Source organism: Mycobacterium gallinarum (assembly GCF_010726765.1).
In the GTDB taxonomy this organism is placed as follows: Bacteria; Actinomycetota; Actinomycetes; order Mycobacteriales; family Mycobacteriaceae; genus Mycobacterium; species Mycobacterium gallinarum.
In genome coordinates, this window is the sequence record NZ_AP022601.1 from 669963 (window position 1) to 695526 (window position 25564).

Below are 25564 nucleotides of genomic sequence, written 5' to 3' on the forward strand. Positions count from 1 at the left end.
TATACAAAACCGTATACTTAATGCGCAATGGCGAGTATTCTGAGCGTCGTGGCGCAAGGCCAACCTGCTCCTCCCGTGCGCGGAAAGCCATTCCGCTTCGCCGTCCAGGCGACCAATGCAGCCGATGCGCGCGAGTGGCGCGAATTCGTCCGCAAGGTAGAGCAATTGGGCTACTCCACACTGACGCTCGCCGACCATTACCTTGGACCCGGCCCGGCACAACGTGCCGCGCGGACGCCGCGCCAGGATCTTGCGCCGATCGCGGCGATCGCCACCGCGGCCGCCCACACGACGACGCTGCGCGTCGGCTGCCGTGTCTTCTGCATCGACTACCACGTGCCCGCGGTGCTCGCGAAGGAGATCGCGACGCTCGACCTGCTCTCGGACGGTCGACTCGAACTAGGCATCGGGGCGGGTTGGAGCGCAACCGAATACGAGGCGATGGGGTTGACATTCGGGACCCCTGGGCACCGTATCGCGAAACTCAAAGAGGTCATCGCACTGATCAAGGCGCATTGCGCAGGCGAAGAACTTGACGTCACCGGCGAACACGTCAACGTCACCGGATATGCGGGTACTCCGCGCCCTGTTCAGCGACCCCACCCGCCGATCATGATCGGCGGTGGTGGCAAGCGGGTGCTGTCTTACGCCGGTCGGGAGGCCGACATAGTCAGTATCAACACGGTGGCGTTCACCGCGCGCAATGACGACGGACTTAGTCCTGACGAGGAAGCCGTGCGCCGCTTCGAATACGTCAGTGCCGCAGCGGGTCCCCGCGTCGGTGACCTCGACATCGAGAGTTCACCCTTCTTCGTCTCGATTGGTGGCGACGCCGACGAGGCCTACCGGCACATCGCGGAGAAGTCGCAGATGTCGCCCGACGTCCTGCGCGACCATCCCAACGTTCTGATCGGCGCCGCCGACGCCGTCGTCGAAACCTTGCTGCGGCGCCGAGAATTCCACGGCGTCAACTACGTCACCGTCCGACAGTCCCACGCCGAGTCATTCGCCCCCGTCGTCGCACAGCTGGCGGGGTCGTGAAAGGAGCACGATGGCGAAGAGATCGAGATTCAGCGAGTACCAAAACAGCTACGCCAACTACAAGTTCGAGCTGACCGACGACGGCATCCTGTTCATGCAGTGCCACACCGACGGCGACAGCCTGGTGTGGAGCTGGAAAGCCCACGACGAAATGTCGGATGCCTTCGCCGACATCGCCGGCGACCGCGAGATCAAGGTGCTCATCCACACCGGAACCGGCGAGAACTACAACGCCAACTGGGGCCGACTGCCCAACGGTGAACCACCCGACGAGCCCGTGTACCAGGCGATGCCCGGCGACCGGGGCACGCACAAGCTCGACGAGAAGGCCTGGTATGCCAGGCATCTCATTTTCAATGTGCTCGACGTCGACGTCCCGATGATCAGCGCCGTCAACGGCCCCTGCAACATGCACTCCGAAGTGCCGATCATGGGCGACATCGTGCTGGCCTCCGAGGACACCTACTTCCAGGATGCGTCGCACTTCCCGCGCGGCCAGGTGCCCGGGGACGGCCAGCACGTGATCTGGAGCATCCTCGCCGGCCACAACCGCGCACGCTATTTCTTGCTGACGGGGCAGAAGCTCAGTGCGCAGGAGGCCAAGGAGTGGGGTGTGGTCAACGAGGTGCTCCCGAAGGACAAGGTGATCGACCGCGCCTGGGAGCACGCCCGGGAACTCATCAAGCGGCCACCGCTGACGCTGCGGTACACACGTCAGCTCTTCACCAATCCGCTCAAGCGCGCGTTCGTCAACGAGCTCGGCCACGGCCTGGGCCGCGAAACCTATGCCCAGCGGGTGTTTTTTCCATTCGGAGGAGAGATGGAACCGCTCGACCGACCCTGGGATCAGCAGCCCTGGTCCGACGGAAAACTGCCCAGTCAAGGAGTCACCCCATGACCGGAATTCAACAGAAGCTCGCCACCGGGCGCGGCAAGTTCACCACCGACTACCCAGACCTCGGCACGGGGCCGGTCAACTACGAGGACTCCATTTCCGAGGAGTTCTTCGCCGCCGAGCGCAAGGCTGTGTTCGAGCGCAGCTGGTTGTGCGTCGGACGCATGGAACGCCTGCCGCGCAAGGGTTCCTATTTCACCCGCGAGCTGCCGGGCCGACTGGCATCGATCGTCATCACCCGCGACCTCGACGACAACGTCTACGCCTTCCACAACGTCTGCGCGCACCGGGGCAACAAGGTGGTCTGGCAGGAACATCCGGCCGAGGAGTCATCGGGCAGTTGCCGCGCCTTCGCCTGCAAGTATCACGGTTGGCGGTACGGGCTCAACGGCGTCGTCAACCACATCACCAACGAGGAGGAGTTCTTCGACCTCGACAAATCGAAACTCCGCATGCCGCCCGTGCATTGCGAAGTGTGGGCCGGTTTCATCTTCATCAACCTCGCCGACGATCCGGTGCCGCTGCGCACGTTCCTCGGCGAGGGTCTGCTGGGAATGGAGACGTATCCGTTCCACCTCATGACGCAGCACTACGGGTTCTCCACGCAGATCAAGGGCAACTGGAAACTGGCCGTCGACTCCGTATGCGAGTGGTACCACCCGCCGTATGTGCACGGCCGGTTCATCGACCCCGACGTGTCGAAGGCCGAGAAGATGGTGCCGCCGGTCGACTCGTACCATTACGACCTGTTTCGCCCGCACATGCTCACTTCCGTGCCAGGCCCGCCGATCCTTCCGCCGCGCGCACCGGGAAGTGCGGGCGAGCCGCGCCAGGATCAGCGATGGGTGTACAAGCTTTTCCGCGCAGGGCTTTTCGGGCCCGACGACGTGCCCGATATCGGCCCGTTGCCCGGCTTCCTCAACCGCGGTGAGATCGCATCGTGGGGCAACGACCAGTTCTGGGTGTTCCCGAACATCTCGATCCAGATCTGGGCGCGAAACTACTACATCACTTACACGTACTGGCCCGAGACAGTCGACACCCACATCTACGAGATCGACATGTATTTCGTGCCGCCCGCCAACGCCCACGAGCGCCTGGCGCAGGAAGTGGTGGTCGACAGCACCATCGAGTTCGCGATGCAGGATGTCAACACGATCGAGGCCACGCATTCGGCGCTGAAGACCCGGGCGCAGAACACCTTCCACCTATCCGATCAGGAACTGCTCATCCGGCAGTTCCACTCCGTGATCCGCGACACCGTAGCGGCGTACCAGTTCGGTGAGGAGCAGAGGTCATGACGGAACGCCAACTACCGGAGGGCTTCTCCGAGGTGGAACAGTGGGTCGACGACTGGGCGCTGCCCACCCGTGCCGAACGCTATGCCGCGCGGCTCGACCGGCCTTACGACGACCTGGTGGCGTTCTACGACGGGATTGCCCCGCATGCCGAACGGGCCATCGCCTACCTCGACGGGCTCGACGTCAACAACCTCGACTCTGCGGCCAAGCGCCTGATGAACATGCTGTTCTCGATGATCCTGGTGTCGTATGCGGTGAACATCTTCAAGCAGAACCGCATCCCCGACTCCGGTGCAGCCTTCTTCGAGATGGTCGCCGAACCGGCGCTATGAGAACCCCGGCGAGCGCACTGCCGCTGTCGGGTTTGCGGGTGGTCGACGCCGCGACACTCGCGGCGGGCCCGCTGGTAGCGACCGCGCTCGGCGAATTCGGCGCCGACGTCATCAAGGTCGAACAGCCCGGAATCGGTGACCCGCTGCGCACCTGGGGCGTGCGGCGCGACGACATCGGGCTGGTCTGGAAAAGCGTGAGCCGCAACAAGAAATGCGTCACGCTCGACCTGCGTACCGACGTCGGGCGCGACCTGCTGCATGGCCTGCTGGCGCACAGCGACGTCTTCGTCGTCAACACCCGGCCCAGCACTCTGGCCCGCTGGGGGCTGGACTACGAGTCGCTGCACGAACGGCACCCGAATCTGGTGGTCCTGCACGTGACGGGTTACGGCCTCGGCGGGCCCGCCAGCGACCGCCCCGGATTCGGCACCCTCGCCGAGGCGATGAGCGGATTCGCCCACGTCTGCGGGCAGGCGGACGGTCCGCCGACCCTGCCGCCCTTCATGCTCGCCGACGGCGTCGCCGCGCAGTCGGCCACCTACGCCGTGCTGGCGGCGCTGTATCACCGCGATGTCCACCGTGGCGGTGGTCAACTGGTCGACGTCAGCCTCGTCGAACCGTTGGCCCGACTGGTCGAACAGGCCACGCTGGCCTACGACCAGCTCGGACAGATCCAGGGCCGCACCGGCAACCGCGCTGACGCGAGCGCGCCCCGTAACGCATATCGGACGTCCGATGACAAGTGGATCGCGATTTCGAGTGCGTCGTCCAGCATCGCCGCCCGTCTCTACCGCGCCATCGACCGGCCCGATCTCGCGAACCGGCCCGAGTACGTCGACCCGATCCCACGCCAGGCCAGGGCCGACGAGATCAACGCCCTCGTCGCCGCATGGATATGCGAACGCACACTCGCCGACGCGATGAAGGTGTTTCTCGCCGAACACGTTGCGGCGGCACCGGTCTACGATGCGGCGCAACTAATGGCCGACGAACATCTACGGGCAAGGGGAGTTTTTGTGTCGGTTGACGATCCGGATCTGGGGGAGATGACCGTACAGGCGCCAGTCGCCAGGCTGAGCGAAACGCCGGGCCGCATCGACCATCTCGGCCGGGCGCTGGGTGCGGACAACGACGCGGTCTACCGAGACCTACTCGGGCTCGACGACGACCGGCTTGCGGACCTGCGCTCCGCGGGGACGATCTGATGCCCCGCAGAAGCGAGTTGGCGACACCGGCGAGCGATGCGCACATGTGCGAGAAGGCCGCGCGCAGCGGTGCCGATCTGGTGTTTCTCGACCTCGAGGACGCGTGCGCCCCGTCCGTGAAGGAATCGGCCCGCGCGACGGCCGTCGCGGCGCTGACCGGTCTGGACTGGGGCACCACCGTCCGAGCGGTGCGGATCAACGGTCTCGACACTCAGTGGTGCCACGACGACATCATCGAGGTCGTCACCGGGGCCCGGGACGCGCTCGACGTCATCATCATCCCGAAAGCGCTGACTGCACGTGACGTTTGGTGGGTCGACGTCCTGCTCACCCAATTGGAGGCAAAGCTCGGCCTGTCGCGTCCGATCGCGGTGGAGGTGCTCATCGAGGAGGCCGAAGGGCTACTGAATGCTGCGGAGATCGCGCGTGCCAGCCCTCGGGTGGAAGCGGTGATCTTCGGGGCGGGGGATCTGTCGGCGTCATTGCGGGCACGCGTCGACGGCAACTTCGGACCGGCCGGTGACTATCCGGGCGACTACTGGCATGCCGTACGGGTGCAGGTGCTCGCGGCGGCGCGCGCGGCAGGCGTCTACGCGATCGACGCGCCCTATCCGGGCTATCGGGACGAGGAGGGCTACCGGCGCGAGGCGCAGCGGGCGAGCCTGCTCGGATACGACGGCAAGTGGGCGATCCACCCGTCGCAGGTGGCCGTCGCGAACGAGATCTTCACCCCGACAGGCGAGGAACTCGCCGCAGCCCGCGCCATCGTGGCCGACTACCGGCGTGCGGAAGCCGGCGGAACCGGCGCGATCGGGCGCGACGGGAAACTCGTCGACGCGGCCCTGATGCGACATGCGGAGAATGTGTTGCGCAGAGCCGACCCCCGAGGATGACGCGTCAGGACAACTGAGCGGCGGGTGTTATTTCATGGTCGCGAGGTTGTGCCAGAGGTTGCGCAGGCTGTCGGTGCCGCCGAACAGGGTGGTGAAGTGCGTGGAGTCGATGAGCACGATGTCACCGGCGCGTTCACCCGTGGGCGGCATCCAAATCAAGGCGTTGAACTCGGTGTTGCCTTCCGCGGTGAACGGATGTGGTCGGTTGGGGTCGACGCGCTGACGCCCCAACACCCGCAGGTTGTCGTCCTCGGGTGCAGTGAGTTCGTAGTGCGGGAGATGCGGGTGGAAATTGAACGTGGTGACGTTGTCGAGCAGCCGGGCCGCGTCGAGATCGAGATTTCCGGTCAACGGCGCGATCTCCTTCGTGCCTTCGACCACCGCGGGACGCAGTCCCCATCTGTTGTGGACGGGGACGTCGAGCGCCTTCATCAGTGAGCGGGTGTACTGACCGAAACGTTGCTGTCGCGGCACGAGGCGGTCGCCGTGATGTTCGTATTCGACCTGCCGCTGGGTGTAGTCGTCGGTGAATCCCACGTCGTGGTGGGGCGCCAGCAACAGGCACGTACCTTCTCGTTGCAGCCACTCGGAGATCGCCGCAATCTCTTCCGGGGCGGCCTCCTGTTCGGAGAGCAGATGGTCGAGGCCGAAAACCATCAACGTGTCGGTGTCGTCCAGGATGCGCTCGTCGATCGGCAGTTTGTATCCCGCCTGATCGATGCGCTGGAACACGGCGACGGGATGGCCGGTTGCCTCCTCGGCCAGTGCCTGGAAATCCAGGGTGGAACGGTGGAACAGCTCCAGCGTTCCCGCGATGCCCTGCAGGAAGTTCGCCGCGCTGTACTCCGGTGTCTCGTAGGCGGGCCATGCGACGTTGCGCACCTCGGTGATGGTGGAGAACCGGTTCTCGATGACGGCCGGATCCCGTTGCGACTCCCAGGGATAGCTCCACGTCCAATAGATGCTGATGCGGCGCCCGCCGGAGTGCGGCCGTGGGATGTGGCTCTGGTTGTAGGTGCGAGCACGCATGGTGATCCTCCTAGTCGCCGAGCGAAGCCAGGTAGCGCATCGCGTTCATCCCTGGCAGAAAGAAATACGCGCCGCCCCGAAGAGTGGTGAAGGCCGGAATGCCCCTGTGGACCTTGCGGATCGGACGCTTGGGCACGGTGAAGTCCAGCGTGCCATCCTGGGTGCCGCAGATCGGGTCGTGCTCGTTGCCGAGCTCGTGAAACGTCTTGTCATTGATCCAGACGTTTTGCGCGAATTCGAACTGCCGGACCAGATCGGCACAGATGATGAATGCCGCGATGCCGCGGTCCACGCCGTCGTCGGGCGCATTTTCCGGCAGTGCCTCACCGTACGTGGCGCCGCGGCGGATCATGCGCCGACGATTCATGTTGTGCGCGGTGTCGCGCGGATTCAACCGCCTGGCGTGAGATCCCAGCGGGCACGCATAGCCGAACGGATCCATCTCCTTGAAGTTGAAGTCGTTGTTGCGCATCGGATCTGCCCCGAGCTCAGGGTCATCCTTGTCAGGCGCCAAGACCAGTGGTGCGCCACTGCGCCAACGGCCCATGAACTTCGCCGCGAGTAGTTCCTGCTCGTCTGGCGTCTCGGCGTTCTCGCGGAGGTAGTCGCGGAATTCCGCGACGTGTTCCTGTAGCCGGCGGTAGGCCATGTAGCTGCCGTTACGTGACAACTCCTGTGGCTCAGGGAGGTTCGCCACCGGTCCGTTCTCGTCGGGATACCCGAGAATGAACTCGCCCGGTTCGAGTGCGGCACCGGATCCTGGCGTCGGTTCTTCGCCGGACCCCTTCATCACCGGCTGGGATAAGCGGTCCCGGAAACCGAAGTGATCGTGCGCGTAGTTGAACGGCGGTGTCGCATTGAGGTCCAGATACGACAGTGACCTCACACCGTCGGTGCGGGCGAGCAACTTGTCGTGTTCGGTGATGGAACGCTTGTACTGCTCGTCGTTGCGGGAGAACAGAATTGCGATCGCGTGCAGGTCGTCGCCCGCCAAACCGCCGAGCCAGTGCTCGGGCGCGGCGGTTCCGGTGTCGCCGAGAATGTCGGCGCGCGCAGCCATCCCTTCGCGAAACTCTTCGGGAAAGGTCGCCAGCGATTCTTCGGACACCCCCAGCGCACGAAGACCGTTCCAGGTGAAGGCCAACGTGACCCAACGATCCGACTCGTCCATCGTGGCGACGGCATCGGTGGCCGACTGGGTCGTGGGTAGAAGCTCCGAAAGCCACGCCCTTCCGCCCTCGGGTGTGTCGAACGTCAGGAACTCGTACCGCCCGGTGATGGCCGGAGTTCGAGTCAGCAGGATGTGCTGGATGTCGTCGAATTCGAGCACGTCATTGCATCTGGTCGAGCATGTCCGAAAAGGCCGCCTTCAACCGAAGCGCCTTCTTGATCTCGTCGGCGGTGACGTAGGGGTACTCGCCGTACTCCAGGAAGCTGGGGCACTGGTGCTCGCGGACGAACTTCACAAACGCTTCCGGGTTCTCCTTCCAATCTTCAGGAAAGCCTTCGAGATTGGTGAACACGGTGGTGATACCGGTGGCACTGAACAACGCGACCGCGTCTTCGGTGTACTTGTCGAAATCGGTGTCGAAGATGCCCTGATATTGAAAGTGCAGCCCGGACCCGACGTCGAAGAGCACCCAGCGGAGATAGTGCAGTCGCAGCGGCGCCAAGGCGTCCGGGCTGGCCGCGATCGTCTCCTCGATGGTCTTTCCGTAGGCCCGCACCGTCTCTTCGCGGCCCTCTTTGACCTTCGCGATGATCGAGAAGCCGTAGCAGGCCGGGGTGCGGGGATAGGTGGGGCCGTAGCGACCTCGCTCGAGCTCGAAGTAGCCCTCTTTGGGGATCGCCATCGCGGCGGGTTTCGACCACACTTCATCTCGCGACATTTCCGCCCCCAAGCCCCGACCCGGATAGCCGGACACTAGCACTCAGGGCTTGGTCCGCAGCGCGTTTCGCAGTACTAGGCACACAGCTGGCGAGCTAGCCGAGGGGTGTTTCGAATGGTACTGGCGTGCCCAAAGTTAGCTGGTCCCAGCGGCTTTGTCGTACGGCGGCGAAAATCAGCGGAGTCCGACTCTTAGCTTGGCCATTGCGGTTGGGTCAATTTTGCAAATCTCGTGGTGAGACGTGCTCGTGACCGTAGTCTGCGGGCATACGGATCCTTTCACTCGCGGAAAGGGGGAGCCGTGAATCTGTTTCACCGATATCTGATCATGGGGTTGGCTGTGGCATCTGTACCCATCGCCCTCGCCGGGGCACCCGAGGCCTTGGCAGATTGCACAAACGCCGGCGGCGCCACCGTGTGCGCTCAGGGCACGGTGCGCGGCGGGGGCCCGACCGCCCCCCAAGCAGGTCCGGCTTATCCGGGGTACTGCGCAGACCCCTGGTATTGCAGCGATGACTGGGGCGTCGACATCATCTGGGATCCCGGGCGTCCAAATCGCCCCGGAGGTCCTGGAGGCGGTGGCGGTGGTGGTGGCGGACGCCCAGGCATAGGCCCACGGTGACCGAGCAGCGCCAAGATCCGATTGTCCATTCGAGTAAGGAGCTTCATATGTTCTCTCGCAGCGTTCTAGGCGCCGGCATGATCGCCGGTGCAATGGTTTTCGGCAGCGTGGCAACGGCGGCCGCAGATCCGCCGAACTGCACGGCCGCCGACCTTGCGGGCGTGATGGCCGGCGTGTCCGCGGGCACGTCGTCTTATCTGTTCACGCACCCGGAGGTGAACGCCTTCTTCACAAGCCTCAAGGGCAAGCCCCGCGATCAGATGACCGCCGACATCCAGGCGTACTTCGACGCGAACCCTCAGGTGAGCAACGAGCTGCGCGCCGTGCGGCAGGCCGCGGCCGATTTCCGGGACCGCTGTAACGCGCCGATGCCCGACATGCCGATGGGCTAGTCCGGAATCCCTACGGACGGCGCGCGGCCTGACACACTGGACCGGTGCGCTCAGAACCGCGTTGCTGGCTGACCGACATGGACGGCGTGCTCGTTCGCGAGGAACACGCGCTGCCCGGCGCAGCCGAGTTTCTGCAGCGGTTGGTCGACAAGCAGCGCCCGTTCCTGGTCCTGACCAACAACTCGATCTTCACGCCACGGGATCTGTCCGCCCGGCTCCTGCGCTCGGGCCTGACAGTGCCCGAGGCATCGATCTGGACGTCCGCGCTGGCCACCGCCGCTTTCCTGGCCGACCAGTTGCCCGGCGGGTCGGCGTACACGATCGGCGAGGCCGGCCTGACCACGGCGCTGCACGCCGTGGGCTACACACTCACCGACGTGGACCCCGACTTCGTCGTGCTGGGCGAGACCCGGACGTATTCGTTCGAGGCGATCACCAAGGCCGTCCGCCTGATTCTCGGCGGCGCCCGCTTCATCGCGACGAATCCTGATGTGACCGGGCCGTCGGCCGAGGGTCCGCTTCCTGCGACGGGGTCGGTGGCGGCGATGATCACCAAGGCCACCGGTCGTGAACCCTACTTCGTCGGCAAGCCCAACCCGATGATGTTCCGCAGCGCCCTCAACCGTATCGAGGCGCACTCGGAGAACACCGTGATGGTCGGCGACCGGATGGATACCGACGTCGTGGCCGGTATCGAGGCCGGGCTGGAGACCATCCTGGTGCTGACGGGCTCGACCTCGGTCGAGGACATCGAGCGCTATCCGTTCCGCCCGAGCCGCATATTGCCGTCCATCGCCGAGGCCATCGAACTGGTGTGATCTCCGTAGAACTCACCGTATCTTCGGGGTGTGATCATCGACGGTGACGGCGTCCTGCTGCTGAGCGGTCGCGATGACAGCGCGCTGATCACCGAGGGGTGACAGCGATGGCCGACATCGAATTGATCGGGGTGCCCTTCGATGGCTACGGCCGTCCCGGGAACCAGGCGAGGGCCGCCGAGGTGCTGCACAACGCCGGGCTGACCGATGCCTTCGACCATCACCACGTCACGACCCATGACCTGGTGTTGCCCGAGCCGGATCGAGGACGCGGCGCGTCGACCGGATTGATCAACGAAACCGCGCTGCTCGCCATGACCGACGCGCTGAACATCCGTGTCGGCGAGGCGGTCCTGGCAGGTCGGTTCCCTGTCGTATACGGCGGCGATTGTTCGTCGCTCTTCGGCGTCGTGACCGGTCTGCGTGATCATGTCGGCGATGTCGGACTGGTATTCGTCGATGGCCATGAGGACACCATGCCGCTCGACGTATCGGAGGACGGGGAGGCGGCCAACACCGAGATCGGCCTGCTGCTGGGTCTGACCGGTCGGCTGCTCGCCGGCGGCCTTGGCGATCGACTGCCGGCACTGCGGCCCGAACAACTGATCGTGCTCGGACCCCGGGACGATGCGTGGAGGCGGCGATTCAATGTCGGCACACTCGCGGACAGCGGCGTGTGGCTTGCCCCGCTCGCGGAGGTCGCCGATGACCCGGCGGGTGCGGGACGCGCCGCGATGGCAGAACTCGCCGCTCACGTCGACAGGTGGTGGCTGCACATCGATCTGGACGTGCTCGATCCGCTCGAGTTTCCCGCGCAGGGTTTACCCGATGTCGCGGACGAACCCGGCGGGCTTACCTGGGATCAGCTCACCGATCTGGTTGTTTCGCTGTTCGGCTCGCGGGCGCACTGCGTGGGCGCCAGTTTGGCAATCTACGACCCCGATCAGGACCACGACCGAACCGATGCGGCGAACATTGTTCAGTTCGTTCGAAACGCATTGGCTCGCACGACATTAAGCCCCTAGCGCAGGAGATTCGTGGCAGAACCCATCGATGACTACTTCACCGCGACGATCTCGGCGATGGCCGCGGCGCAGCGGCGACCTGCGGATGACGAACCCATCCGGGCCGGTTCGGCGCTGTCGGCGCGCGCGTGCCTGGCGCTGTTCGACGTCGCGCTGGGCAGCCGCCATCTCGACTTGGCCGCGCGCTATTTGAGGTCGCGGGGCAAGGGCTACTACACCATCGGTTCATCCGGCCACGAGAGCAACTGCGCGGTGGCCGCCGCGCTTCGGCCAACCGATCCTGCGCTGCTGCACTATCGATCCGGCGCTTTCTATCTCGCTCGTGCCGCTCTGGTCGAAAGTCGTGACGCGCTGCGCGATGTGCTGCTCGGCTGTGTCGCGGCCACCGATGAGCCGATCGCAGGCGGGCGGCACAAGGTGTTCGGCCGTTACGACCTGCACATCATTCCGCAGACGTCGACCATCGCCTCGCATCTTCCGCGCGCGGTCGGCGTGGCGTTCTCGATCGCGCGGGCCAAGAAGCTCGGGGTGTCGTGCGCGTGGCCCGACGACGCGGTCACGGTGTGCAGCTTCGGCGACGCGTCGGTGAACCACTCGACCGCTGTCGGGGCGATCAACACGGCACTGCACTCGGCGTATCAAGGTGTGCCGATGCCGTTGCTGTTCGTCTGCGAGGACAACGGAATCGGCATCAGCGTGCAGACACCGTCCGGCTGGATCGAGCGGACATACGGCGGGCGTGACGATTTGGCGTACTTCGCAGCAGACGGCTCGGATCTCGCGGCGACCTTCGACGCGGCGACCGCGGCCGCCGAGTGGGTACGGAACCGGCGGCGACCGGCATTCCTGCACCTGCGTACGGTGCGGTTGATGGGTCACGCCGGCTCCGATTACGAGCCGGCATATCGGCGTCCCGAGGAGATCACCGCGGACTACGCCCGGGACCCGGTGCTGTGTATCGCGAAACTGTTGATCGACACCGGCGTGTTGACACCTGCGGAGACGCTCGACCGTTACGAAGCCAAGCGCGCCAACGTCATCGAACTCGCCGACCAGATCAGCGAGCTGGCGCAGCTCGACAGTGCGCATGCGGTAATGGAGCCGCTGCGCACCGCGAGCGACGCCATCCGGGACGCCGTCCCCGCATCGCTGGTCGCCTCGGTCAAGTCCGGCGAGACAGATGCGCAGATCACGGTGGCGACGGCGATCAACCGTGCGCTGCACGACATCCTGGACCGCTACCCGGAGGCGATGATCTTCGGCGAGGACGTCGCCCGGAAGGGCGGGGTGTACGGCGTCACACGCGGACTGCTGGCGGCGACCAGTTCGGCCCGCGTATTCGACACGCTGCTCGACGAGCAGGCCATCCTTGGTCTCGCGCTCGGGGCGGGCGTCTCGGGTCTGCTGCCGATTCCCGAAATCCAGTACCTCGCTTACTTTCACAACGCCGCCGATCAGATTCGCGGGGAGGCGGCGACTTTGCAGTTCTTCTCCAATCGCCAGTACCGCAATCCGATGGTTGTGCGGATCGCCGCGTACGGCTACCAGAAGGGTTTCGGCGGGCACTTTCACAACGACAACTCGATCGCCGCGATGCGTGACATCCCGGGTGTCGTCATCGCGTCGCCCGCGCGTCCGGATGACGCCGCGGCGATGTTGCACACATGTGCTGCGGCGGCGGCCCAAGCAGGCGCGGTGTGCCTGTTCCTCGAGCCCATCGCGCTGTATCACACGCGAGATCTCCACGAGGACAGCGACGACGGCTGGCTTGCGCGTTACCCGGAGTCCGGCGTGGCGGTCGGTCGGGCACGGACGTACGGCGAGGGTAGGGATCTGACGATGCTCACCTTCGGCAACGGACTGCGGATGAGCCTGCGGGTTGCGCGCAGGCTCGCGTCGGTCGGTATCGACGCGCGTGTCGTCGACCTGAGATGGTTGGCGCCGCTGCCTGTGGATGACATGCTGCGCGAGGCCGACGCCACCGGGCGAGTGTTGATCGTGGACGAAACCCGCGAGACCGGAGGGGTTGGCGAGGGTGTGCTGGCCACGTTGGGGAAGCACGGTTTCGCGGGCCGGCTCGACCGCGTCGCCAGCAACGACAGCTTCATCCCCCTCGGCGATGCGGCGCTGCACGTCCTGCTGTCGGAGGACACCATCGAGGCAGCCGCGATCAAACTCGCGCGCTCCTGAGGCATGGATTGGACGCTTGATAGCTTGACCGGGTGAGTTCGGACCCCATCCGGCCGCTGGCCGGCGTGCGCATCGTCGAGATCTCCAGTTTTGTCGCGGTGCCGTTGGCTGGGATGACGCTGGCCCAACTGGGCGCCGAGGTGATCCGCGTCGATCCGATCGGGGGAGCGGCGGACTACCGGCGCTGGCCGCTCACCGACGACGGCGAGAGCATCTACTGGGCGGGTCTCAACAAGGGCAAGCGTTCGGTGGCCGCCGATATGCGTTCGGCCGACGGGCAGGAGCTGGTGCAACGGCTGATCGCGGACAGCGGCGTGCTGATCACCAATGTCGCTGGGCGGCAGTGGCATTCCTATGAGACCCTGACGGGGCTGCGGCCTGACCTGATCCATGTCGAGGTGTCAGGGCGCGCGGACGGTGGCACGGGCGTCGATTACACCGTCAACGCCGCGATCGGATTTCCGATGGTGACCGGCCCCGCCGACCTCGCCACTCCGGTCAACCACGTCCTGCCGGCGTGGGACGTCACCTGCGGGATCTACACCGCGTTAGCCGTCGTCAGCGCGCTGCGGCACCGTGACGCGACCGGTCAGGGGCAGCGGATCAGCATTCCGCTGGAGAACGTCGCGCTGGCGACGGCGGGCAACCTGGGGTTCTTCACCGAAGTCATGATCAACGGCACCGCGCGCCAGCGGATCGGGAATTCGGTGTACGGCCAGTACGGTCAGGACTTCACGAGCGCCGACGGCGCGTCGTTCATGATCGTCGCCCTGACCGGCAGGCACTTCCGCGATCTGACCGAGCTGACCGGGACGACGAAAGCCGTTGCCGCGCTGGCAGAATCATTGGGAACCGATTTCAGCGACGAGGGACAGCGGTACCAACACCGCGGCGCGCTATTCGGGCTCTTCAACGAATGGTTTTCCCAGCACAGCGCGCAGGAGGTCGCCGACGCCCTGTCGGCGACGTCCGTGTTGTGGGACCGGTACCAAACATTCGACGAAGCGGCGCGCGGCGAGCGGGTGACCGCGAATCCGATGTTCACCCAGCTCGACCAGCCTCGCATCGGCGAATACCTGGCGCCGGGGTTGCCGATGGCGATCGGCGGGGTCTACCCGGCCGCGGCCGTCGCCCCGGCGCTCGGTGACGACACCGCGGCGGTGCTCGGGGAGTGGTTGGGAATGAGCGCGGAAGACATCGCGCGCCTGACGGATGCGGGGACGGTGGAGTGAGCGCGCTGCTGGGGTTGTTCGATCTGAAGCAGGGCGACAGCGACGACACCTGGGTCGGCCCGGCCAGCGGTCCGGAGGGAAAGCGTTCCTACGGCGGCCAGTTCATGGCACAGAGCCTCGCCGCCGCCTGGCGAACCGTCGACACCGACCGGTCGCCGACCAACATGCATTTGCAGTTCCTGCGCGGCGGCGAAGCCGGCGATCCCGTCGAGTACACCGTGACAAGGGTTTTCGACGGACGGACCGCAGCCGCGCGTCGTGTCGACGCCCGACAGAACGGTCGGCTGTTGACGACGGCCACGGTGTCGTTCGCCATCGAGTTGCCCGGTCCCGAACACGGCACTCAGTCCTCGATGCCGCACGACCCCGACTCTCTCGCCCAGGGCGGTCCTGCGGGGCCGGCGCCGTCGATGCCGTTGGACGAACTCGACATCAGGATCTCCGATGAGGGCACCGGTGAAGATTTCGTGCGCCGATTCTGGTGGCGGACAACGGCCGCGCTGCCCGACGACCCAGCGGTCCATACCTTGGTCGGCGTGTTCGTCACCGACGTGTACATGATCGATCCGGCACTGCAGGTGCACGGACATTCCATGAAAGCGCGTACGCATCGCAGCGGCACCACCGACTCGTCGATCTGGTTCCACCGATCGGTACGCGCCGACGAGTGGAACCTATTGGAGACACGCTCGCCCGCCGCCGCGCGGGGACGCGGCGTCGTGACCGGCAGCCTGATCCGCGCCGATGGGGTTATCGCGGCGACGCTGGCCCAGGAAGGCCTTATCGCCGAACGGGATTGACCCCGTGGCTTGCTCTATGGCCCGCGTTCGTTGTTGCCGTCGTCTTTGTCTGGTGGTTTCAGGAGTAGTTCGGGGCGGTGGTGGTAGTTGATGCGGGTTTGGCCGGTGTCGAGGCCTGGTGGTGGGTGCCATTCGGCGTCGCCGTGGTCGTTGATGGTGGTGGTCCAGCCGTTGTTCTTGTCGACGAGGCGGTTGTCGGGTCCACAGGCCAGGGTCATCTCGTTGATGTTGGTGTTGCCGCCGTCGGCCCAATCCTGCAGGGCGTGATGCACCTGGGCGCCGTAGGCCGGCACCGCGCAGCACGGTTTGGTGCAGCCCCCGTCCCGGGCGATCAGCATGATCCGCTGCGCGGGGGAGGCGGTGCGTCGCGCGCGGAACAGGTCCAAGGCTTGTCCGGTGGATTTGTCGAACACCGCCAGCCAGTGGTGGGCGTGGGCGGCCAGGCGGATCACATCTGTGATCGGCATGAGGGTGCCGCCGCCGGTGGTGCCCACCCCGGCGCGGGACTCGAGGTCTTGGAGGGTGGTGCGGATGATGATCGAGGTCGGTAGCCCGTTGTGCTGACCCAACTCGCCGGATTCCAACGCGTTGCGGCCCAGGGCGAGCAGGGCGTCGTGTTGGCGTTGGGCCAGGGTGCGGTGATCGGTATCGATCTGCTCCTGTGAGGGGGTGCCGCTGATGCACGGGGTGTCGTCGTCGGGGTTGCACATGCCCGGTGCGCCCCATTTGGCGAAGATGGGTTCGAGCACTGCCCAGGCTTCCGGCGTCAGGTCGCCTTTGATGGAGACCATGCCGTCACGGCCCTGCGGGCCACAAATGAGACCGCGTTTGCGCTGTCGTTCGGTGTCCTCGGGTTCCGGGCCGTCCTGATCCAAGAGGAACAGCATGGTGGTGGCGGCCCTGCCCAGCTCGTAGGGTCCGACACCGACCGCGATACGCACCAAGTCTTGTTCGATCTCCTCACGTGTGGCGGCATCCACGAACCCGGGAAGGCGTCCCATGGCGTCGCGGATCTTGTCCACATGTTCACCGGTGATCTGCCCGGCGGCTTGGGCGGCGGCGGTCGCGGCCAGCACCGGCGCCAACGGTTGACCGGTCAACGCGCGCCGTGGCCCGAGTACTTCGGCTTCGGCCAGGCGGCGGTTGGCGTCGGTCGCTGAGATCCGCCACCGGATCCGCAGTACGTCTTTCCAGTTCTTGGCGCCCAACTCCTTGGGCGTCGTTTCGGTCTGTAGTCGGGCCAGCGCGCGGTGCCACTGCGTAGGTAGTTGGCAGGTCAGCGTCTCCAGGCCATCGAGCAGGTCGAGCAGTTCGCGGTGGGTGAGCATGTCCAGGTCGCAGCAGGCCAGCGATTCGTGGGCGGACCGCAGCGCGGCCATCGCCACCTGAACCGGGGTCGCCAACATGACTCGAACATACATTCGACCACCGACAGCCCAACCCAGGCTGTGACAACAGAAACTAAAGTGACAGAAGAGATTTCAGATTTGTGTGAAAGCGTTGGTTCGGGTCGACGTATCCGAGCGCAGCGAACTGAACCGGCCACGCAGCCAGCGACGCAACACCGTCACGACGTAGGTGAGCAAGACGCCGACGGCCAGCGAGGCGAGCACGCCGAGTGCGGGGTGGCCGTCGAACAACGCGTAGACCTGGTAGTGGACCAGGTAGGTGTACAGCGACGCCTCGGCCAGCACCCCGACTGCCACCGTGAGCGCGGATGGACAGCGGATCGTCGGCACCCAGATGAGCAGGAGCAGACCGGTCATCACCATCACATCGCGCAGGGTGGTGTCGAAATAGCCATGCAGGCTGACGACAAGTGCGACCGACACCGCGACGCGGTGCCACGTCGTCGTCGCCTTCGCCGCCGCCCAGCCGATCGCGAAGAACCAGAACGCCAGCATGGTGAACCACGCGTCGCGTCCGAGGTTCATCCCGAGGATGTCGTACCGCAGCGCCAATCCGATGACGAGGAACACGGCGGCGATCGTGAACGGTAGGCGGCGTTCCAGGCGATCAATGAGTGGCAACCAAAACACCAAGGTCAGCACGACGAGCGTCCACACCAGCACTTCGACGAACCACAATCGGCCTGCGGTCATACTGTCGTGCGGACCGAGGAACTTGTTGGCCAGCAATAGATTTGTCCACGTGTAGTGGTCGGTCAGCAGCAGCGCGACCACGACCCACAACATCGAAGGCACCGCGATCCACGCGATCGTGTTGCCGAGATGTCGCACCCGATCGTTGCGTGGTACCGGGGTCAGACAGAAGCGGCCGAAGTTGTATCCGGCGACACCCAGCAGAATGTGCGCCCCACCCCACAGCTCGAACAATTCCGCGTGAGATCCCACGATGAGCACGATCGCGGCGGCGCGGAGCGCGACGCTGGTTTCCAGAGTCGCCAGCCATCTGCGTCGCGCCGGTTTCGAGATACTTTCGAGCTGCCGGAGCGACATGTTCTGCCAATTCGACGGCAGCTGGCCGATCGCCCGCTCGAGCCGCACCGTCATCGTGACGTAGGACAGCGAGTTGCCGCCCAGGTCGACAAAGCTGGCGTCCGGGTCGAGCGTCGCGGCGTCCACCTGCAATACATCTGCGAACAACCCGTGCAAATCCGTGGCTTGCCGCTGGTCGGTCGTGCGACTCAACCGGCGCACGGTCTCGTAATCGGGCTTGCCCGAGGGCAACAGGGGCAGTTCCTCGACGGTGACGGCACGCACGGCACCCGCGGGCACACCGGCCGCCTCGGCCGCCGCTCGCTGGACCTCGCGATCGTCGTGCTTGCCGGTGACGGCGACCACAAGGGCGTCGTCATCGCTGGCGCAGAACGACTGAATTCCCCGTGCGCGGAGCGCGGTCTCGATCTGTCCCAGATCGATACGCAGGCCATACATTTTCACGAATCGGCTATTGCGGCCGACGACCTCGTACAGCCCGTCGGGGCAGAGTCGGGCGATGTCGCCGGTGCGTAGCGTCTCGACCGTCTTGCCGAGCTCCAGGTCGGTGGGTCCGTGCGCGTAACCCATCATCACATTGGGGCCGCGGTAGACCAGCTCGCCGACGGCGTCGTCGGCCCAGCCGTCCAGTGGTTCGATGGAGAACGATCCGCCGCGGATCGGGCGGCCGATCGTATTCGGCCGGGACAACGCGAGTTCCGGTGGTAGATAGGACATCCGGGCCGTCGCCTCGGTGGCTCCGTACATCACGAACAGCTCGAAACCTGCATCCTGAGCGAGTTCGGCGAATCTGCGGACCCGCTCGGGTGGCATTCTTCCGCCGGCCTGGGTGACGTACCGCAGCTCGGGTAGGTCCCTGGCGTCGAAGCCCACGCTTTCGAGCAGTTCGAACGTGTACGGCACGCCCGCGAACGACGTTCCGCGGTGCCGGCGAAACAGCCGCCAGAACTCCTCGTCGACCACGGAGCGGTCGGTCAGTATCAGGCCGGCGCCCGCGAGCAGATGGCTGTGGATCACGGACAGTCCATAGCAATATGACATCGGCAGTGTGGTTGCGGCCCGGTCGGTTTCGCGGATACCCAGATACTCGGCGACGACCGAGGCGTTGGCGACGAGATTCGTGTGCGAGAGTCGCACGAGTTTCGGGGAGCCGGTGCTGCCCGACGTCGACATCAGCAGCGCGAGGTCGTCGTGCATCTGGCGTTCGTCGTGATGGTGGACGTGGACTCCGCTGTCGTCGATGACGATGTCGGGCCGGTAGGTCTCTTTGATCGCGGTGTGGTCGCGTCGCTCAGCGACGGGTAGTACGACGTGGTTGGCCGCCAGGGCGCCGAGATAGTGGACCAGCGTCGAGATGTCGTTGCGCGTTTCGAGAAGCACGAGGCGGCGCGGGCCGTCCAAAGCCTGGGCGGCCTCGGAGACCCGGTCCGCGAGCTCGACGTAGGTCAGTTGCGCGGCATCGGTGAGAACCGCGACACGCTCGCCGTGCCCTCGCAGATGCTCGATGAGCGACCTCACGTGAACACGACTCCGTTGCCCACCACCTCGATGCGCACCTTCGCGTCGATCGATGGGGGCTCGAGGCTGTTCTGGCGCACGATGATCGGCTCGACGTCGCCCGCGGGATCGATGGTCAGCAGGACGTCGTGGCCGAGGAACTCGACGGCCAGCACCCTGCCGACGCCGTCCAGCTCACCGCTGTCCGAAACGACCTTCGCCACAAGCTGTTCGGGTCGCAGCAACAACGTGCCCGGCCCGTCGTCCGCGCGCACGGCGACCCGTCCGATGGCGCAGTCGGCGAACCCGGCCGCGACGACGCATGGCAGCGTGATGCTGTCGCCGAGGAATTCGGCTGTGAAGCGATCACCGGGTTGCCGGTACACCGACTGCGGCGAGCCGACCTGGGTGAACCGCCCGTCGCGCATCACCGCGACCTGGTCGGCGATCGACAGCGCCTCCTCCTGGTCGTGGGTCACCAGCAGCGACGTGATGCCCGCATCGGCGAGCAGGCTCGCGACCACCTTCCTGGTGGACGCGCGCAGTCCGGTGTCCAGGGCGCTGAAGGGCTCGTCGAGCAGCATCAATACCGGCTGTCGGGCCAGTGCCCGGGCCAACGCGACGCGCTGCTGCTGTCCGCCCGAGAGCTGGTCCGGGCGGCGGTCGGCGAATGACGGGTTGAGCGAAACGGTTTCGAGAAGCTCGCTGATACGGCTACGCACCTTGGCGCGACCCTCGCCGCGGATCCCGTAGGCGATGTTCTGGCCGACGGTCAGGTGGGGGAAAAGCGCCCCGTCCTGTGCGACATATCCGATACGGCGCCGGTGCGGTGCCACCGCGCGGTTGGCGCTCGCGACCTGGCGGCCGTCGATCGTTATCGTTCCCTCGCCGGGTGTCTCGAAGCCGGCGATGAGCCGTAGCAGCGTCGTCTTTCCGCAGCCCGAAGCGCCGACAACCGCAGTGGTGCTGCCCTTCTCGAGCTGCAGGTCGATGTGGTCGAGCACGACATGGTCGTTGAAGGACTTCGCGAGTCCCCGAATATCGACCATCACTTCGCTCACAGTGCGGCCACTTTCATCGACTGACGGAAGAGCAGGACGGTCACGGGTATGGCCAACAGCACCAACACCATTGCGTACGGGGCGGCGGCTGCGTAGTCGAGTTCGCTACTCCACGACCAGAACATCATCGACAACGTCCTGGTGCCAGTCGGCGCCAGCAGCAATGTCGCGGTCAGTTCGGTTGCCACGGCGACGAATACCATGCACGCCCCGGCGGCGGCGGCGGGCGCGGTGAGCCGCAGCGTCACCCGGACGAACGTTTCCGACGGCGACGCGCCAAGCGACCGGGACGCTTCCTCAAGGCTCGGCGGAACCTGGGCGAGACCGGCCCGGACATTGACCAGTGCCCGCGGCATGAACAGCAGGACGTAGGCGCACACGATCAGCGGGACGCTCTGATAGAGCGGTCGCACGTAATGGATCGCCACGGTGACAAGTGCGAGCGCGGTGACAATACCCGGCAGGGCGCTGGTGATGTAGTTGGCGCCCTCGACTGTGCGGGCGAGCAGTCCGCTCGACCGCACCGCGACCCATGCCACGGGGAAGGCCAGCACTGTGGTGACGATCGCCGCGGTACCTGCCAGCCCGATGGTCTGGCCGAGCGAATTGCCGAGTGCGGCGAAGTCCCACACGTCGGCGCCGCCGATCCACAGCCAGCGCAGCAGCGTCCAGATCGGAACACCCAGCGACAGCACTGCGACAACGGTCACTGCGAGCAATGCGGGGATTGTGCTGTGGCCCAGATGGTTCGGGGTTGCGGCACGCGGCGCGCCGGATCCGATTCTGGCGAATCGGACTTTGCCGCGCGCAACCGCTTCCACGGTGAGGAGTACCAGGCACAGGATGACCAGAACTCCGGCAAGCATGCTGCCCGCCGCACCGTCGAAGGTGGCCTGGAACTGCTGGAAGATCGCGACGGTGAACGTATCGAACCGGATCATTGCGAACGCGCCGAATTCCGAGAGCAGATGCAGGCCGACGAGCAGTCCGCCGCCCAGGATCGCCAATCGCAATTGTGGAAACACGACGCGGAAGAACACACCTATCGACCCCGATCCCAGTGCGCGTGCGGACTCCTCGACGGCAGGGTCGAGCCGGCGCAGGGTCGCCGCGACCGGCAGGTACATGAACGGGAAGTACGACAGCGTGGTGATGAGGACTCCGGCCCACAACCCGTGGATCGATGGGACGACACCGACCCAGGCGTAGCTGTTGACGAAGGCCGGAACAGCCAGTGGCGCAACGAACAACGGGCGCCAAAACCCCCGGCCGGGGAGGTCGGTCCGCTCCGTCAGCCACGCGAGGCCGACGCCGATCAGCACGCAGAGCGGCACCGTGACGATCACCAGCGCGACGGTGTTGAACAGCAGTTCGCCGACCCGAGGCCGGACCACCAACTCGTAGGCGCGCGTCCACCCGACCGACACCGTTCCCCACACCACATAGCCCAGCGGAATGCAGGTGGCGGCAACCAGAACCGCGACGGTTATCGAAACCAGCGGACCCGGCCTCGCGGTGGCCTCGGACCGCGGGGACCCCGCAGCGGGCGCCGGAATGGGGGGAGCAGCAGTCACCTACAGCAAGCCCGCCTTCGTCATCAGATCCGTCACCTGCGCTGAGTTCAGCGTCGACGGGTCCACCGCGGGTGCCTGCAGCGTGTCCAGCGGCGGCAGCGCGGAGTTGGCGGGCACGCCGCTGGCGACCGGATACTCGAACGAGGTGCCCTTCTCCAACACCTCCTGGCCCGCCTTGCCGGTGATGAACCGGATGAACTGCTGGGCCTCGTCCTTCTTCTTGCTCGACTCGAGCACGCCGCCGCCCGACAGGCTCACGAACGCGCCGGGATCCTCGTTCTTGAAGTAGTGCAGCGCCGTATTTGCGCTCATCTCTTTGGTTTTCGACTGATCGCGGAACCAGTAGTAGTGATAGATCACGCCACCGTCGACCTCGCCCGCGTTGACCGCCTTCAGCGTGGCGATGTTGTCGCTGTACAACGTCGCGCCGGACTTCATCGCCGCGAGCCATTTTGCGGTTTCGGCCTCACCCTTGAGCTGCAGCAGCGCGGCGACGATGGCCTGGAAGTCGGCCTTTGTCGGGGGAGCGCCCCAGCGGCCCTTCCATTCGGGGTTCTGCAGGTCCACCAGCGACTTCGGCAGCTGATCCGGGGTCAGCTTGGAGGGGTTGTAGACGAACACGGTGCTGCGCGCCGCGACACCCGTCCACTTGCCGGTGGCCGGGCGGTATTGCTCGGGAACCTGATCGAGGGTCGCTTGATCGAGAGCGGCGAACAGTCCCGCCTTCTCGACCGCAGCCATCGCCGGCGAGTTCTCCGTCAGGAATATGTCGGCGGGAGATCCGTTGCCCTCGGCCACCAGCTGGTTTCCCAGCTCGGTGTCGCCGCCCTGGCGATACGTGACCTTGATGCCGGTCTCTTTCGTGAACGCGTCGATCCACTCTTTGGTCAGCGACTCGTGCTGAGCGTTGTAGATCAGTAACTCGTCGCTCTCGTCCGAACTCGAGCACGACGTCGCTCCGAGCACGACAGCAACGGCCGACACGAGTGCGGCGATCCGGCTCCAACGGTGGCGCATTCAGGCGGTCCTTCCCGCGCCAACCCGGCGCTTTTAGCTGAGGTTTACCTAAATGAACATACTCTGCCCCGCTTGGCCGTGGGGCCGTGTGTCCACCGTTGTTCATGCTCAGAGCGAGTTTCTCGACGGGGATGCCGGGTAGGTTAGCCCTGAAGTTGATCCGTCGGCCCCGACCTTGAGGACACCGCATGAACAAGTCAGCCAAACCCACACGCTCGCGAGTCGTCGGAGTCGCCGCCGCATGTGCTCTCGGGGTCTCGGTGGCCGTCGTCAGCGCGCCGATGGCCAGCGCCGCAGACTGCACCGCCAGCGGGCTCGCCGTGACCGCCGGTGGTGTGCTCGCCGAGGCGGGCGGCTACCTCGCCGGCCATCCCGGCGCCAACGACGTTCTCACCGCGGCCGCCACGCAGCCACCTGACGTGGCGCGCAACAACGTGCGGGGTTACTTCATGGGCAACCCCGGAGAATTCCTGGACCTGTCGCGCATCGCGAGCCCGTTGAAGGACCTGCGCAACCAGTGCGGCGTCGCCATCACGCCCGCGCAGTTCGCGACACTGTTCGAGGCGATGGAGGTCTGATCGGCCGATGAGTTTCGGTGTCGCGGGAAGTCGTTCTATAGACCGTTTCCGGAACATCGAAGGGAGAGCCGATGAGTACTGAGGCGACGACGACAGCGGGCAAGCCCCCGGTGGTCGACGTTCAGACGTGGCGCGCCGCGCTGGACGATCTGCGGCGGCGCGAGAAAGCAGCGACGCGCGAGCTCGATGCGATCGCCGCGGCGCGCAGACGGCTGCCGATGGTGAAGATGGACGACTACACGCTGGCCGGTGCCGACGGACCCGTCCGGCTCGTCGACATCTTCGACGGGCGGACGCAGCTCATCACCTATCACCACATGTGGGAAGACGGCGCCGAATGGCAGTGCGGCGGCTGCACCGGTTTCACCTCGCAATTCACCCGGCTGGATTTCCTCGACAACTACGACGCCCGGTTCGTGATCGTCACGAACGGGCCGATCGAAGAGGCGTTGGCCTACCGCGAGAAGGTCGGCAACCGGATGGAGTGGTACTCGGCGGCGGGTACGTCGTTCGGTGCCGACGTCGACGCCGCGCCGGGCGAAGGGTTCGGAGTCAACGTGTTTCTGCGGGACGGCGACACCGTCTACCGGACCTGGCACACCAACGGGCGCGGCACCGAGCAGCTCAGTCACTCCTTCGCGCTGATCGATCTGCTGCCATACGGGCGGCAGGAGGAATGGCAGGACTCGCCGGAGGGCTGGCCGTCACGGCCGACGTACTCGGGTTGGCTGGACAGCCCGGACATCGCGCGGGCTTACGGCAGCGGCGGCTGACCCGTCACATCCGGCCGTAACGACCGCGTACGAAGTTGTAAACGCCGAACGCGGCGATGCCGAGCGCGGCGAGGATGAGCAGGAACTTGCCGAACGGGGCCTGGCCGAGAGCCTTCACCGCGGCGTCGAGACCGGCCGCCTTCGAGGGGTCGGCCTGCAGCGTCGCGACGATCACCAGAAGGCCCGCGCCTGCCAACACCAGCCCTTTGGCGACGTAGCCGCTGATCCCGACGGCTTTGATCCAGGTGCCGTCCGAGACGCGCAGGTCTTTGAAGAACTTTTGGACCACGCCCTTGTAGACGTGATAGCCGCCCACCCCGACGAGCCCGAGCCCGACGGCGATGAGGAGTGTCTTGCCCCAGCCGGATTGCATCAACTGCGCGCTCATCCCGCTGTTCTGCTGACTACTCTGCTGACCGCTGCCCATGGCGAAGCGGGCGGCCGACAGCGCGATGGCGAAGTTCACGATCGCCAGTCCTGCGGCCTTCGCGCGTTTCCAGGCGGGTGTGTCATCCCGGTTGGTTCCGGACCCTTCACCTGGTTTGGAGCCGACGATTGCCTCGGCGACACGCCATAGACCAAGTGCGACAAGGCCGATCGCGGCCGCCCACAGGATCAACTTGCCACCGGTCTGGGCGGCCAGGGTCGCAAGGGCGCCGGACTGATCCGCATTACCGCCGGACCCGAAGGCGATCTGAAGGATGATGTATCCGACCAGCAGGTGCAGCACACCGCTGACGACGAAGCCAGCGCGAGCGGTGTATTCGAACGCATCGCTGTCGGTCGCGCGATCAGCTGCGCCATGGAGGGACTTGTTGGCCATGTGGTCCTGTACCCGCTTTTTGACGGTGGCGAAACTCATTCGGGCTGTGGATGAGTTGGTGGTTGGGGATAAGTGCGGTTCGGCGGCCGCAGCTTGTCGGCGTCGCGTCGCACCGTGTG

Annotated in this window: 24 protein-coding genes; 15 read left to right on the top strand and 9 right to left on the bottom strand. The window is 65.6% G+C overall.

Translation table 11 applies throughout. The features are described 5' to 3' along the window. Positions 1 to 27 precede the first annotated feature (27 nt). From G6N42_RS03265 to G6N42_RS03290, 6 genes are read left to right on the top strand one after another with little or no spacing between them, the layout of a single operon-like run. Complete coding sequence (locus G6N42_RS03265; protein ID WP_163726007.1) at positions 28 to 1041, top strand: TIGR03621 family F420-dependent LLM class oxidoreductase; 1014 nt, start codon at positions 28 to 30, stop codon at positions 1039 to 1041. A gap of 10 nt (positions 1042 to 1051) precedes the next feature. Further along, positions 1052 to 1939, top strand: a complete 888-nt coding sequence (locus tag G6N42_RS03270; RefSeq protein ID WP_163726011.1) for an enoyl-CoA hydratase/isomerase family protein — start codon at positions 1052 to 1054, stop codon at positions 1937 to 1939. Beyond that, positions 1936 to 3237 carry an aromatic ring-hydroxylating oxygenase subunit alpha gene (locus G6N42_RS03275; protein WP_163726014.1) on the top strand — a complete coding sequence of 434 codons (1302 nt, stop codon included), beginning with the start codon at positions 1936 to 1938 and terminating at the stop codon, positions 3235 to 3237. The genes G6N42_RS03270 and G6N42_RS03275 overlap by 4 nt, the downstream gene beginning before the upstream one ends. After that, positions 3234 to 3569, top strand: coding sequence for a hypothetical protein (locus tag G6N42_RS03280; protein ID WP_163726017.1), 336 nt, complete (start codon positions 3234 to 3236; stop codon positions 3567 to 3569). The genes G6N42_RS03275 and G6N42_RS03280 overlap by 4 nt, the downstream gene beginning before the upstream one ends. Next, entirely contained in the window at positions 3566 to 4774 is a 1209-nt protein-coding gene (locus G6N42_RS03285; protein WP_163726020.1) for a CaiB/BaiF CoA transferase family protein, read from the top strand. Before G6N42_RS03280 ends, G6N42_RS03285 begins: the two co-directional genes overlap by 4 nt. After that, positions 4774 to 5667 (top strand): HpcH/HpaI aldolase/citrate lyase family protein, encoded by an 894-nt coding sequence (locus tag G6N42_RS03290; RefSeq protein ID WP_163726023.1) that lies wholly within the window; start codon positions 4774 to 4776, stop codon positions 5665 to 5667. Before G6N42_RS03285 ends, G6N42_RS03290 begins: the two co-directional genes overlap by 1 nt. Positions 5668 to 5694: 27 nt before the next feature. Here the strand turns inward: G6N42_RS03290 and G6N42_RS03295 are convergent, their stop codons facing one another. From G6N42_RS03295 to G6N42_RS03305, 3 genes are read right to left on the bottom strand one after another with little or no spacing between them, the layout of a single operon-like run. Beyond that, entirely contained in the window at positions 5695 to 6696 is a 1002-nt protein-coding gene (locus G6N42_RS03295) for a hypothetical protein (protein WP_163726026.1), read from the bottom strand. A 10-nt stretch (positions 6697 to 6706) separates the two neighbouring features. Beyond that, a complete protein-coding gene (locus G6N42_RS03300) occupies positions 6707 to 8026 on the bottom strand; it encodes a Dyp-type peroxidase (protein WP_163726030.1) in 1320 nt (439 codons plus the stop codon). Position 8027: 1 nt separating this feature from the next. Next, positions 8028 to 8585, bottom strand: coding sequence for a hypothetical protein (locus G6N42_RS03305; protein ID WP_163726033.1), 558 nt, complete (start codon positions 8583 to 8585; stop codon positions 8028 to 8030). Between the two features lie 327 nt (positions 8586 to 8912). On the opposite strand from G6N42_RS03305, the gene G6N42_RS31675 reads away from it, so the two are divergent. The 7 genes from G6N42_RS31675 to G6N42_RS03335 all read left to right on the top strand — a co-directional run bounded on the left by G6N42_RS31675 (position 8913) and on the right by G6N42_RS03335 (position 15663). Continuing rightward, positions 8913 to 9206: a hypothetical protein gene (locus tag G6N42_RS31675; RefSeq protein ID WP_232076462.1), complete on the top strand. Its 294-nt coding sequence runs from the start codon at positions 8913 to 8915 to the stop codon at positions 9204 to 9206. 47 nt (positions 9207 to 9253) lie between these two features. Beyond that, positions 9254 to 9598 (top strand): heme-binding protein, encoded by a 345-nt coding sequence (locus G6N42_RS03310; protein WP_163686147.1) that lies wholly within the window; start codon positions 9254 to 9256, stop codon positions 9596 to 9598. A gap of 44 nt (positions 9599 to 9642) precedes the next feature. Next, positions 9643 to 10416, top strand: a complete 774-nt coding sequence (locus G6N42_RS03315) for an HAD-IIA family hydrolase (protein WP_163726035.1) — start codon at positions 9643 to 9645, stop codon at positions 10414 to 10416. A 107-nt stretch (positions 10417 to 10523) separates the two neighbouring features. Then, positions 10524 to 11441, top strand: coding sequence for an arginase family protein (locus G6N42_RS03320; protein WP_163726037.1), 918 nt, complete (start codon positions 10524 to 10526; stop codon positions 11439 to 11441). A 12-nt stretch (positions 11442 to 11453) separates the two neighbouring features. Further along, positions 11454 to 13631, top strand: coding sequence for a thiamine pyrophosphate-dependent enzyme (locus tag G6N42_RS03325; RefSeq protein ID WP_174262003.1), 2178 nt, complete (start codon positions 11454 to 11456; stop codon positions 13629 to 13631). A 32-nt stretch (positions 13632 to 13663) separates the two neighbouring features. Continuing rightward, positions 13664 to 14863 (top strand): CoA transferase, encoded by a 1200-nt coding sequence (locus G6N42_RS03330; RefSeq protein WP_163726040.1) that lies wholly within the window; start codon positions 13664 to 13666, stop codon positions 14861 to 14863. Beyond that, positions 14860 to 15663, top strand: a complete 804-nt coding sequence (locus tag G6N42_RS03335; protein WP_163726044.1) for an acyl-CoA thioesterase — start codon at positions 14860 to 14862, stop codon at positions 15661 to 15663. The genes G6N42_RS03330 and G6N42_RS03335 overlap by 4 nt, the downstream gene beginning before the upstream one ends. Before the next feature lie 14 nt (positions 15664 to 15677). Here the strand turns inward: G6N42_RS03335 and G6N42_RS03340 are convergent, their stop codons facing one another. The 5 genes from G6N42_RS03340 to G6N42_RS03360 are packed head-to-tail and all read right to left on the bottom strand — an operon-like array spanning position 15678 to position 23271. After that, positions 15678 to 17084: an HNH endonuclease signature motif containing protein gene (locus tag G6N42_RS03340; protein ID WP_163726046.1), complete on the bottom strand. Its 1407-nt coding sequence runs from the start codon at positions 17082 to 17084 to the stop codon at positions 15678 to 15680. 60 nt (positions 17085 to 17144) lie between these two features. Then, a complete protein-coding gene (locus G6N42_RS03345) occupies positions 17145 to 19640 on the bottom strand; it encodes an AMP-binding protein (RefSeq protein WP_163726049.1) in 2496 nt (831 codons plus the stop codon). After that, positions 19637 to 20668: an ABC transporter ATP-binding protein gene (locus G6N42_RS03350; RefSeq protein ID WP_174262209.1), complete on the bottom strand. Its 1032-nt coding sequence runs from the start codon at positions 20666 to 20668 to the stop codon at positions 19637 to 19639. The genes G6N42_RS03345 and G6N42_RS03350 overlap by 4 nt, the downstream gene beginning before the upstream one ends. 8 nt (positions 20669 to 20676) lie before the next feature. Further along, a complete protein-coding gene (locus tag G6N42_RS03355) occupies positions 20677 to 22254 on the bottom strand; it encodes an ABC transporter permease (protein ID WP_163726054.1) in 1578 nt (525 codons plus the stop codon). Then, positions 22255 to 23271 carry an iron ABC transporter substrate-binding protein gene (locus tag G6N42_RS03360; protein WP_163726057.1) on the bottom strand — a complete coding sequence of 339 codons (1017 nt, stop codon included), beginning with the start codon at positions 23269 to 23271 and terminating at the stop codon, positions 22255 to 22257. 188 nt (positions 23272 to 23459) lie between these two features. Between G6N42_RS03360 and G6N42_RS03365 the strand changes: the two genes are divergently transcribed. Beyond that, the gene (locus tag G6N42_RS03365; RefSeq protein ID WP_163726061.1) at positions 23460 to 23849 is read left to right on the top strand and encodes a heme-binding protein; all 390 of its coding nucleotides are present in this window, start codon (positions 23460 to 23462) and stop codon (positions 23847 to 23849) included. Between the two features lie 71 nt (positions 23850 to 23920). Continuing rightward, positions 23921 to 24622, top strand: coding sequence for a DUF899 domain-containing protein (locus tag G6N42_RS03370; protein ID WP_163726064.1), 702 nt, complete (start codon positions 23921 to 23923; stop codon positions 24620 to 24622). A gap of 4 nt (positions 24623 to 24626) precedes the next feature. On the opposite strand, the gene G6N42_RS03375 is transcribed toward G6N42_RS03370, so the two are convergent. After that, complete coding sequence (locus G6N42_RS03375) at positions 24627 to 25445, bottom strand: DUF1206 domain-containing protein (RefSeq protein ID WP_163736904.1); 819 nt, start codon at positions 25443 to 25445, stop codon at positions 24627 to 24629. Positions 25446 to 25564 lie beyond the last annotated feature (119 nt).

What these genes read in the sequence shown, in the direction of transcription:
- G6N42_RS03265 (WP_163726007.1), top strand. Translation starts at nt 28, where the DNA reads ATGGCGAGTATTCTGAGCGTCGTGGCGCAAGGCCAACCTGCTCCTCCC.
- G6N42_RS03270 (WP_163726011.1), top strand. Translation starts at nt 1,052, where the DNA reads ATGGCGAAGAGATCGAGATTCAGCGAGTACCAAAACAGCTACGCCAAC.
- G6N42_RS03275 (WP_163726014.1), top strand. Translation starts at nt 1,936, where the DNA reads ATGACCGGAATTCAACAGAAGCTCGCCACCGGGCGCGGCAAGTTCACC.
- G6N42_RS03280 (WP_163726017.1), top strand. Translation starts at nt 3,234, where the DNA reads ATGACGGAACGCCAACTACCGGAGGGCTTCTCCGAGGTGGAACAGTGG.
- G6N42_RS03285 (WP_163726020.1), top strand. Translation starts at nt 3,566, where the DNA reads ATGAGAACCCCGGCGAGCGCACTGCCGCTGTCGGGTTTGCGGGTGGTC.
- G6N42_RS03290 (WP_163726023.1), top strand. Translation starts at nt 4,774, where the DNA reads ATGCCCCGCAGAAGCGAGTTGGCGACACCGGCGAGCGATGCGCACATG.
- G6N42_RS03295 (WP_163726026.1), bottom strand. Translation starts at nt 6,696, where the DNA reads ATGCGTGCTCGCACCTACAACCAGAGCCACATCCCACGGCCGCACTCC.
- G6N42_RS03305 (WP_163726033.1), bottom strand. Translation starts at nt 8,585, where the DNA reads ATGTCGCGAGATGAAGTGTGGTCGAAACCCGCCGCGATGGCGATCCCC.
- G6N42_RS31675 (WP_232076462.1), top strand. Translation starts at nt 8,913, where the DNA reads ATGGGGTTGGCTGTGGCATCTGTACCCATCGCCCTCGCCGGGGCACCC.
- G6N42_RS03310 (WP_163686147.1), top strand. Translation starts at nt 9,254, where the DNA reads ATGTTCTCTCGCAGCGTTCTAGGCGCCGGCATGATCGCCGGTGCAATG.
- G6N42_RS03320 (WP_163726037.1), top strand. Translation starts at nt 10,524, where the DNA reads ATGGCCGACATCGAATTGATCGGGGTGCCCTTCGATGGCTACGGCCGT.
- G6N42_RS03340 (WP_163726046.1), bottom strand. Translation starts at nt 17,084, where the DNA reads ATGTATGTTCGAGTCATGTTGGCGACCCCGGTTCAGGTGGCGATGGCC.
- G6N42_RS03350 (WP_174262209.1), bottom strand. Translation starts at nt 20,668, where the DNA reads ATGGTCGATATTCGGGGACTCGCGAAGTCCTTCAACGACCATGTCGTG.
- G6N42_RS03360 (WP_163726057.1), bottom strand. Translation starts at nt 23,271, where the DNA reads ATGCGCCACCGTTGGAGCCGGATCGCCGCACTCGTGTCGGCCGTTGCT.
- G6N42_RS03365 (WP_163726061.1), top strand. Translation starts at nt 23,460, where the DNA reads ATGAACAAGTCAGCCAAACCCACACGCTCGCGAGTCGTCGGAGTCGCC.
- G6N42_RS03370 (WP_163726064.1), top strand. Translation starts at nt 23,921, where the DNA reads ATGAGTACTGAGGCGACGACGACAGCGGGCAAGCCCCCGGTGGTCGAC.
- G6N42_RS03375 (WP_163736904.1), bottom strand. Translation starts at nt 25,445, where the DNA reads ATGGCCAACAAGTCCCTCCATGGCGCAGCTGATCGCGCGACCGACAGC.